The sequence below is a fragment of the Paeniglutamicibacter sp. NPDC091659 genome (assembly GCF_044756805.1).
Lineage (GTDB): Bacteria > Actinomycetota > Actinomycetes > Actinomycetales > Micrococcaceae > Paeniglutamicibacter.
Genome location: NZ_JBIVTO010000022.1, coordinates 1 through 9039 on the forward strand (window position 1 = coordinate 1; position 9039 = coordinate 9039).

The window sequence follows — 9039 nt, forward strand, 5'->3', positions numbered from 1 at the left end:
AGCAAGCTCCCAGCTCCTCAGACAGAGAACCGTGCGCGCATGACCATCACCACGGCCAATTCCCGATTCGCGAAATTCGTGCGGAACCAAACGAAATTGACATATTTAACCGTCGAATTTTTGGTGCCCGGGTGTCGCGGTGGAGGATCCGCTTAAGGGCGCGGATGAGCCATGCAGACAAGAATTGAAAATCATGTCGGCGGGTACTTTAAGCGAGAACTGAATACGTGGGGCGCTTCTCCTCGGATGCGCCCCACGTAAAGTTCAGGGTTGGTTTCTAACCATTGAACGCGAAACGCGCCTGGAGTCGCTTCGCCGTGGTGTCGGGGTTGAGCAGCAAGACGCAGATGATGCCCACAACCACCAGGTAGATGCCGATCATCCCGAAGGCGCTATTCATGCCTTGGCCCAGCAGGCCGGCCATTTCAGCGGTATCGGGCACACCCTTGGCTCCTGGAACATAGCCTGCTTTGTCCATGAGCAGTCCCACCATGGCCGGAGCGATCACGCCGCCAATGGAGGCCAGACCAGTCAGGGTTGCCATCACTGCGGCCCGCTGTTTTGATGCCACGCAGAAGGCAGCGGCCGTGGGCGCGAGTGGGTAGATCATGGCCAGGCCCGCGCCGATGGTCAAGGTCAGCACGGCAGGGTATCCCTGAAGATGCGGCAAGATGGTGAAGCATATGCCCGATAGCAGCAGCGTGGCGCCAAACAGGGCACCCAATGCCCAGCGCACGGTCACGCCACGGCGCATGAGGAACCGGGAGGTGAACCCGAGCACGAGCAGCGCAAGGGCCCCGACGATCCAGGGGAAGGTCGAGACCAGCCCGATCATTTCCGGGGACAAAGCCACGACGGCACCGAGATACTTGGGGGACCAGGTTGTCAGGAAGCCCTGTGCCCAGAAGCAGCCGGCGCCGGCAAGCACCGCAGCAATGAACATCCGCGAACCCAACACCCGGCGAATGGGTACCAGCTTGAGCAGATCCGACTGATCGGCAATGCTCTTTTCCGGCTTCTGTGCTGGCTGCGGGGATTCTGCCATGCGGGCAGCTGTCGAGGGCGCATCGGCAACTGGTTTCTTGGCGGTGTGGCTGTATGGTCCATCGCGGCCCACGAGGAACCATCCCGCGCTCCAGATGAGGCCGATGATGCCCAGGAACCCGAAGGCCCATCGCCAGCCCAGGGCAGGGTTGGCGATGATGGAAGCAAGGATGGGTGCCGCGATGATCGGGCCGAGGGTGGAGCCCATGGCGATGATGCTGCTGGGGAATCCGCGTTCCTTGGCTGGAAACCATCCATGGACGTGTTGCAACGAGATCGGGGTGGCGGGGCCTTCCGCGGCTCCCAGGAGGATCCTGGTCACCAACAGCACCGCGGCACCGCCGCCAAACAGCATGGGGAATTGCAGGACCGCCCAGGAGACCCCCATGGTCAGCAGGATCCATCGGGTGGGTACCTTGCCGGCCAGGAAGCCTACGGCGACGGCGGCGATGGCAAAGAGGAAGAAGAAGGCGCTGCCGATGAACCCGAACTGTCCGGCGGTCAGCCCGAGGTCTTTGATGGCGGAATCCGCGACGAGCCCCAGGACCGCCTTGTCGGCAAAGTTGATGATCTGGAAGACCACCAGCATGCCGGTGACGATCCACGCCCGCCGGTTCATCTTTCCGTGGGTGAGCGCCGCACGCAGCGTGTGTTCCTTGATGGTCGGGTCGGAGTTCATGCCCGGGCCTCCATGCTTTCGGCGATGGTGGCAAAGTAGCCTGTGCCGGGGGTTTTGGCGCCGCCTATGTGGAATGAATCATTGTCCGACGCGATGTGGACGGGGCCTGAAAAGTCGCGGCGGGCAGCCTTTTCCATGGCTGCCAGGTCCGCGGTTCCTGGCGTATTGGGGACGATGTGGTGCAGCACCAGGGTCTTGACGCCGGCGTTTTCGGCCACCTTCCCGACCGTTTCGAAGGGCGTGTGGGACTCACGCAAATGAACCTCGATGCCGTCGCGAGTGGGGCCCTCGGGGAAGGTGGCAAGGATGGAGGGGAGGTCAATGACCTCATGCAGGAGCAGGTCCGCACCGCGTGCCAGGGAGATGCAGTTCTCCGAATAGGCGGTGTCTCCGGAAATGACCACCGAACCGTATGCCGAATCAACCCGGTAGGCGAAAGCGGGGAAGCAGAGGCGGTGGTCAACCAGAATTGCGGTGATGCGCACCAGCTCATCCCGGTAGACCTCGAACGGCTCCATTTCCGGATGCCTGTTGGTGACTGGGTGAGCGCCGGCGCCAGCGGGAATCGAGATGTCATGGGCGAGAACCCAGTCATGGGGTTCCCCGCGCGCCTCGTCCGCCATGCGGATGGCAATGTCGGAAGCGAAGACCCGGTCCAAGAGCGCATCGACGATTTCGGTGGTGCTGGTCATGGCGCGATTGCCGAGGCGGGCATCAATCTCGGCCGCGTGCACGTGGTCCAAGGCCGGGATGCGCTCTGGTCGCCCTGGTCCGAAGACCTGGATGGGCGAGGAAAATGATTCACCGGGGACCTGCCAACCGGTCACCAGGTATGAGCCGAGATCGTAGATGTGATCGGAATGGTGGTGGGTAAGGAAGATGCCGCGGAGCTGGCCCCAGTTGCTGTGTTCGCGGTAATTGCGGATGCTGCCCATGCCGCAGTCGATGACGTACGTGGCGCCCTCGACGCAGATGGCGGTGCTGGTTCCTGCCCGGCTGCTCGAAACGATCGGGCCGCCGCCTGTTCCCAGTGTGTAGACAGTCATGCCCGTGGAACTGTTAGTGCTCATGGATGGCGCCTCGCTCTGTTGTGAATTGGCTGTTGTCTCATGTGAGTGGTTTGCGCCCGTTAGATTCATCGGGAGGCGCGGTACGGCGGTGCCCCTGACGGGTGACATACATCATATGTAGTGAAATTTGCGATCGCAAGAGTTGTTGCATGTTTGATGGTTTTTCTGCCATGCTGGACTCATCGGAACCACTGACACGCGAGGAGTCTCAATGCAAATTCAAGAGGGCCAAGAAATCATCCTGGGCGATCTGCCCAAGGGCATCACCTTGGCCAGCGAAGCCATGGGGAACAAGACATGGAACGTTCTGGGACACACCTACCTGTCGAAGGTTGAAAGCAGCTCGAGCTTTGCGTGGTTATCCCTTGATCCCGTCGGTACCGGTGTGCCACCTCATGTGCATCCGACACAGGATGAACACATCTACATCATGGAAGGCGTCTACACGCTGTACCTGGACGGAGAGTGGACGACGGCCGGCCCGGGCGACACCGTGCGGATGCCGATGGGCTTGCCGCACGCCTACTACAACAAGCACGAAAACCCGGGAAAATCCCTCTTCTGGGTTAGCCCCGCCGGACAGCTTTCCACTCTCTTCGACGAGCTGCACAACCTGGGCGACCCCGAAGAAGTGGTTCGGCTCTCTGCCCTGCGCGATGTTAATTTCCTGCCGCCGGGATCGGTTCCGGGCGCATAGCAATGGATGTCCGGGACGGCGGAGACAGGGCATTCAGGCCACCCATTTGTGCCGCCCGCCGCCCGGGTACGCAGCTCTTAAGCGAGAGGAAGCCGCCGTGGAGATGAACCCACCGGCCTACGACGTCCAATCCTATGGACCAGACCCGGAACAACTGATTTTCCTTCTGCCGCCGTTCCCGGGTACTGGCGTGCGTGGAGTGGTGATTTTGGTGCATGGAGGCTACTGGCGGGCCAGGCTGGACGCATCCCTGATGGATGCGCTGGCGCTGGATCTCTCGGTGGCCGGCTGGGCCGTGGCAAATGTCGAGTACCGCCGGGGAGGCAACGGAGGCGGCTGGCCGGGGACCTTGCAGGATGTGCGCACAGCCGTCGCGGCCGTGGAAACCAGTGGATGGACGGAGGGATATGCCGGACCGCGCATCCTCATGGGGCATTCGGTCGGTGGGCAGTTGGCGCTGCTGGCCGGAGATCTGGTGGACGGTGTCGTGGCGTTGGCACCGGTCACCGATGTGGTCCGCACACATGTCGAGGGCCTGGGGGAGGGGGCAGCCCAGGAATTCTTTGGGGCAACACCCCAAGAGCGGCCGGAGGTCTACCACGAGGCGTCCCCGCTGGCCGTGTTGCCGCCGTCGGCTCCGGTTTTGGTGGTGCATGGCGAGAACGATGACCGCGTTCCCGTGGCTCATTCACGCGACTACTTCCGTGCCGCATTATTGGCCGACGGGCCGGTCAGCTTGCAGGTCTTTCCCGCACTGGGCCATTTGGAGGCCATCGACCCGAAGGCCGTTCACTGGGCCGGGGTGCTGGCCTGGATGGAAGCGGTCGGGACCAGAGCGTTGCGGGATTCGAGCAACGCTTCTGCGTGAGCATGTGCCAACGGGGCCAATAGGCGCTCGACGGCCCAAAACATTTGTTTGGCATCTGGCGCCTTCCAGCCGCTCGGCAGGTACTCCAGCGGCAGATTGGGATCCCGGTACGGGAAGCGGCGCCACAACGTGAGCATCGGGACGAAACAGCCAAAGGCCTGCCGGGCAACATCGCCCGCGGCGGAGACGGGCTCTCTTTCTGCTGCCAGTCGATTGTTCCACGACGCTTCCGCATCCCGGTACAGCGCCAGGAACTCGGAATACTGGAGATCAAGGGACTCCAAATCCCACCACTGGCCCACCTTCTCGCGAATTTCCTGGGCATCCAAGTAATCGGCATTGAAATACTCGACGTACTGTGCCAATCCGCGCTCGGACAAGCGGGTCCTGGCCTGTTCCAGCACGTTACTAGGTGCAATGGCCACGCCCGCTCCGACGGATCCGAAGCCGAGGCTGGTCAATTCGGTGCGTAGCTCGTAGCGGCGGTTGCGTTCGGATTCAGGCACCGAGAAGATGACCAGCGACCACGGATCTCCCGGGGCGGACCGTTGCGGATCGTAAATGCGTTGGTCGCCTTCGTGGAAGGAATCAAGGACCTTGTCGGACAGGGCATAGCGGGCAATCTTTCCGGCTCTACGGTCAACAAGGGTGCCGTTGTTTTTCAATCTCGATACGGAGGAACGCGCGGCGGCTGCTTCGACGCCCATCGCCGCAAACATGTCCACCAGCACCGATACCGGCAGGACGCCTCCAGCCATGGTCCCGTAGAGGCCAAAGATCGTGACGATCAGTTGCTGGTGTTGCACCTTGGCAAAGTTGTTCTCCATGGAATAGGTGGTCCTGCTTCATAGTGTGAGGTGGGCGAAGGCTCTTGAACCCATCCTATGTCTGCCTGCGTGTGTGGGCTCGCTTGTTGTCTGCGCAGTTGTCTGTCGGTGTCGGGCCACGTACCGGAACGAAAGGAGCAATGGCATGAGGCCTTACCGCCTGGGGATTCATACACCGTGGGGGCAGCACCCGTGTGGCGCGTCGGACGGAACGAGGCGCCGGTCACGACTGCTTTCCGGGGGTCGTTTCGCTCAAGTTTTTGCCTTACTCATAGCCATAGAAGCCCACATACCACCGTATGCCGGACCGATGGGTCGGAAGGTTTACCCTGGCACTACTCATCGGCAACTAAGAGTCGTGAAATACAAGCCATTTACCGGGTTCTGGCACGAATTTCGTGAAACGAGGACCCGTGCCCGCGATCCGGCGCCGGTAGCGGCTGTGTTCCGCCGTGGCAGCGCCCCGTGTCCGGGCCCGGGGCTGCACCGTTTGTGCGCGTCCGGTCCGGTGCCCGCGTCGTCCCATGCACGCGGCTCACCTGCTTCACCCGCGGTCTGTCCTGGTACGAGAACACCGCACGGCGAGGGTCCGTCACCATTCACGAAATTCGTGCCAGAACCATTTACCGTTGTGGTTCGCCAAACTTTCTAATTGTCGGAATTTCGGTGCCCGGGTGTCGAGGTGGGGGATCGGCTTATAGGGCATCAGGATTGGGGCGAGACGATATTTCGACACAATCCGGTGCCCGGAAAACCGGGAAAGTGTTTTAGGTCAATTTGCCCCGCTCTAGTGTCTTGGAAACCTGTAGCTTTTCAAGACGCTGGGGATTCACTGGCAGTCGATTGCCGAGCCTTTCCCTGAGCGTCCCCCAGTAGCCACCGAGTGCCCCCCCCTGCCACACCGAAGCAGCCAATAGGTTGCTCTACGTTTTCAATGCCACGGTGGTACCCGACCGAGTCGGGCACCACATGCTTGAATAGCGTTCCGAACCTTATCGATTCGATGCACCCAAGCTGGCGTTGCCCGGACCAGCACTATAGAAACTTGGCTAAAGCATTCCAGGCGCAGGGCGGGAAGACGCTGGCGCTACTAACGACAATTCGCGGGATCGGCGAGAGTAACCAAAAATTTGGTCTCTCGCAGATCCCGCGAATCGCGCGAAGCATTTTTAATTGTGCAGCTGCCAACTACTGAATGTTGATGCCCTTGGCGTACACGATGTCATCTCCGAATGAGTAACAGGTGTTGTTGTTGGCCATCGGGCCGCGCCATGTGCTCCAGTAGTGGGATGTTCCGTATTTGTAGTAGGTCTGTCCCTTGTTTGGTCCGGGGCAAAGAGAGCCGACCGTGACGTAATTGCTGGTGTAGGCTTTCCCCGCGTTTGCCCAGCACAGGACGGTCGATCCTGAGGTGTTTTTCCAGCGGTACAAATCAGTTCGATTGCCGCACGTTGCGGTATTCACGTAGGGAGTGATGCTCCCGATCGTGAAGGAAGATGGTTCTCCCAACGTTACGATTTCGCCAGCAGCCTGCACGAATTGCGACTCCTGCGCCTCGATTTCCGCCACTTCTTCTGGTGTCATCAGAATTCCGTCGGCTGGGTCGACGATGATGACGTTTTCCACTGATTCTTGAGTCAGCGCCAAGGAGCCCGGTGCTGCCTGTGCAGGCACAGATGAAATGAGTGCAAGCGACAATGCCGAGAATCCGACGATTGTCTTAATGTAATTCTTCAATCCTGCGTCCCCCTATGGTTCGTCAATCAAGTGTTGATCGACCTACGTAGAGATCATACTATGTAGAGATAGGGATAAAGCAAAACTGACGTGCAGCTCTAGTCGGCCAGCGTTCCGCTTCCTGCTGCGTCGGAATAGATGTAAACATCATCAGGGTGGTCCACGGATTCAAGCATTCCGTCGATATTGACCACCGGAATGGCTTCTTTGGATGGCAAAATTGCCTGAATCCCCGCAGTGGCAACGCCGGCCAAAGTGAGGACTGAACAAATCGTGATCAGGGCGACTTTCATGTTCTTACCTTTCGATAGGGAGCTCATGCCCTGGGTGGACATGATCATGTGTGTAGCGCGGAGATGAAGCGCTGCGGTCGCAGCGCCGGTAAGAACGGCGGTAGTGCTCATTCCAATGGACTGGGCATCGCGAAGATCGGCGCCCCACTGTTCGCGGCGAACGTCGCGCAGCTCCGGCGGGGTAAGCGCAAGGCAGAAGCCGACGGCTAGATCCTGAAGCATTACGGCGCAATCCATCCGAAGCCCAGGGCAACGCTTCGCCCCGGTTTCATCTGGCCTTCCAATGAGGCCACATACTGGGACGCTTGTGAAACCGCGTCCCCCGCAAGGCGGAAGTATCGACGACGCGGGCCCTTCCGGGTGTCGCCAGTGTCCCACTCCGCTTCAACCCAACCCGCAGCCTCAAGTCGTTCGAGGATCGGATAGACAGTGCCAGTCTTGAGGCCAGTCTGCTTGACGATCTGAAGGCCCCATTGTGCGTCCTTGGATGACAGGAGAGTCGATAGGACCGCAGCTGTTGCGGGAGTTTTGCGGGACAGTGGTTCCATGGATTCAATGCTACCTATGTAGAGATAGAATTTCAAGCCGCCTTCCTGTTGAGTTGCGATATTGCGAACAAGCCCTCAAGGTGCGAATTTTTCGAGCCCCGCAATATGGGCCGCATCATCATCGACATGCCCGGGATTGAGAAATGCCTAGCCCGCCACCCGCAGCTCTAATGCCGCATCGGTTTTTCCCACGAATACCGCCAGCCCACACCGGAGTAACGCGCCGTCGTCTCGATCGAGCACTTGCTTGCGACCGCAAAGCAGGGGGCGGCGGACTCGCCCACGCGACGGCCATTACGACCATCGTCAGGATCGCCGGTAGAAATTTCCGCCTCGTCGACCTGTTGAACAACCAGATCGAACGCATCCAAACGCTCAACGAACTCACGCGCTAGATTGTCGAAATCGTGCGGCGGGCCCTGCTCATCGGCCATTGAACGCTGCGAAAACCAGGCCATTTGTCGTTGCGGTTCACATAATTCGATCCGGAAAGCGCAGCGCTAGTGGATGTGTTTTCCAACGCTAATGTCGCAGATTAAACGCCAGGAATACCGGTGCCTGCCGTTCCACAGGGGGACCCTATGAGGAATCCTTGTCGGGCGGCTGAGGCACACCCGAGGATGCCCGGGTCGAGGTCTTGGATAGTGTCAGCTCCGATTCCTGCCATGGTGGCGCGCAACTGGTGAGCGAGGCAAACTTTGGCAAGAACGGCAAGGGGGCGGGCTAGCGATGAATACAGATTCATCACTAGCCCGCCCCACAGGGTGTTGCTTTACTGCTGTGGCCGTCTCAAGCTGTCCTACGGCCCGGTACTGCAGGTACTACCGGTGTTGCTGGTACTGCTGTGGTCGTCTCAAGCTGTCTGACGACCACGCCCTCCGGGTACTGCTTTACTGATTTACTGCTGGTATTGCCGGTTTTGCTGCGGCCGTCTCAAGCTGTCCGACGGCCGGGTACTGCTGGTACTGCGGTGCTGCCGGGGTTGCTGGTCCTGCTGTACTGCTGTGGCTGTCTCAAGCTGTCCGACAACCACGCCCTCCGGCTACTGCGGTGGCCGTCTCAAGCTGTCCGACGGCCGGGTACTGCTGCTACTGCTGTACTGCCGGGGTTGCTGGTCCTGCTGTACTGCTGTGGCTGTCTCAAGCTGTCCGACAACCACGCCCTCCGGCTACTGCGTGGCCGTCTCAAGCTGTCCGACGGCCGGGTACTGCTGCTACTGCTGTACTGCCGGGGTTGCTGGTCCTGCTGTACTGCTGTGGCTGTCTCAAGCTGTCCG

At 60.1% G+C, this 9039-nt stretch carries 9 protein-coding genes; 2 read left to right on the forward strand and 7 right to left on the reverse strand.

Annotation, left to right across the window (positions count from 1 at the left end):
* Positions 1-277 precede the first annotated feature (277 nt).
* Together ACIQLF_RS21595 and ACIQLF_RS21600 are read right to left on the reverse strand one after the other, a co-directional pair.
* A complete protein-coding gene (locus tag ACIQLF_RS21595; RefSeq protein WP_400303235.1) occupies positions 278-1723 on the reverse strand; it encodes an MFS transporter in 1446 nt (481 codons plus the stop codon).
* Positions 1720-2793: an MBL fold metallo-hydrolase gene (locus ACIQLF_RS21600; RefSeq protein WP_400303237.1), complete on the reverse strand. Its 1074-nt coding sequence runs from the start codon at positions 2791-2793 to the stop codon at positions 1720-1722. Before ACIQLF_RS21600 ends, ACIQLF_RS21595 begins: the two co-directional genes overlap by 4 nt.
* A gap of 211 nt (positions 2794-3004) precedes the next feature.
* Between ACIQLF_RS21600 and ACIQLF_RS21605 the strand changes: the two genes are divergently transcribed.
* Together ACIQLF_RS21605 and ACIQLF_RS21610 are read left to right on the forward strand one after the other, a co-directional pair.
* Positions 3005-3490 carry a cupin domain-containing protein gene (locus ACIQLF_RS21605; RefSeq protein ID WP_400303240.1) on the forward strand — a complete coding sequence of 162 codons (486 nt, stop codon included), beginning with the start codon at positions 3005-3007 and terminating at the stop codon, positions 3488-3490.
* A 103-nt stretch (positions 3491-3593) separates the two neighbouring features.
* Positions 3594-4358, forward strand: coding sequence for an alpha/beta hydrolase family protein (locus tag ACIQLF_RS21610; protein ID WP_400303255.1), 765 nt, complete (start codon positions 3594-3596; stop codon positions 4356-4358).
* On the opposite strand, the gene ACIQLF_RS21615 is transcribed toward ACIQLF_RS21610, so the two are convergent.
* The 5 genes from ACIQLF_RS21615 to ACIQLF_RS21635 all read right to left on the reverse strand — a co-directional run bounded on the left by ACIQLF_RS21615 (position 4280) and on the right by ACIQLF_RS21635 (position 8197).
* Entirely contained in the window at positions 4280-5185 is a 906-nt protein-coding gene (locus ACIQLF_RS21615; RefSeq protein WP_400303243.1) for a PaaX family transcriptional regulator C-terminal domain-containing protein, read from the reverse strand. The genes ACIQLF_RS21610 and ACIQLF_RS21615 overlap by 79 nt on opposite strands.
* A 1188-nt stretch (positions 5186-6373) precedes the next feature.
* Positions 6374-6922: a hypothetical protein gene (locus tag ACIQLF_RS21620; RefSeq protein WP_400303245.1), complete on the reverse strand. Its 549-nt coding sequence runs from the start codon at positions 6920-6922 to the stop codon at positions 6374-6376.
* Positions 6923-7020: 98 nt separating this feature from the next.
* Positions 7021-7437, reverse strand: a complete 417-nt coding sequence (locus ACIQLF_RS21625) for a hypothetical protein (protein ID WP_400303247.1) — start codon at positions 7435-7437, stop codon at positions 7021-7023.
* Complete coding sequence (locus ACIQLF_RS21630; RefSeq protein ID WP_400303249.1) at positions 7437-7763, reverse strand: PadR family transcriptional regulator; 327 nt, start codon at positions 7761-7763, stop codon at positions 7437-7439. Before ACIQLF_RS21630 ends, ACIQLF_RS21625 begins: the two co-directional genes overlap by 1 nt.
* A gap of 167 nt (positions 7764-7930) precedes the next feature.
* Positions 7931-8197 carry a hypothetical protein gene (locus ACIQLF_RS21635; protein WP_400303252.1) on the reverse strand — a complete coding sequence of 89 codons (267 nt, stop codon included), beginning with the start codon at positions 8195-8197 and terminating at the stop codon, positions 7931-7933.
* Positions 8198-9039: the final 842 nt, after the last annotated feature.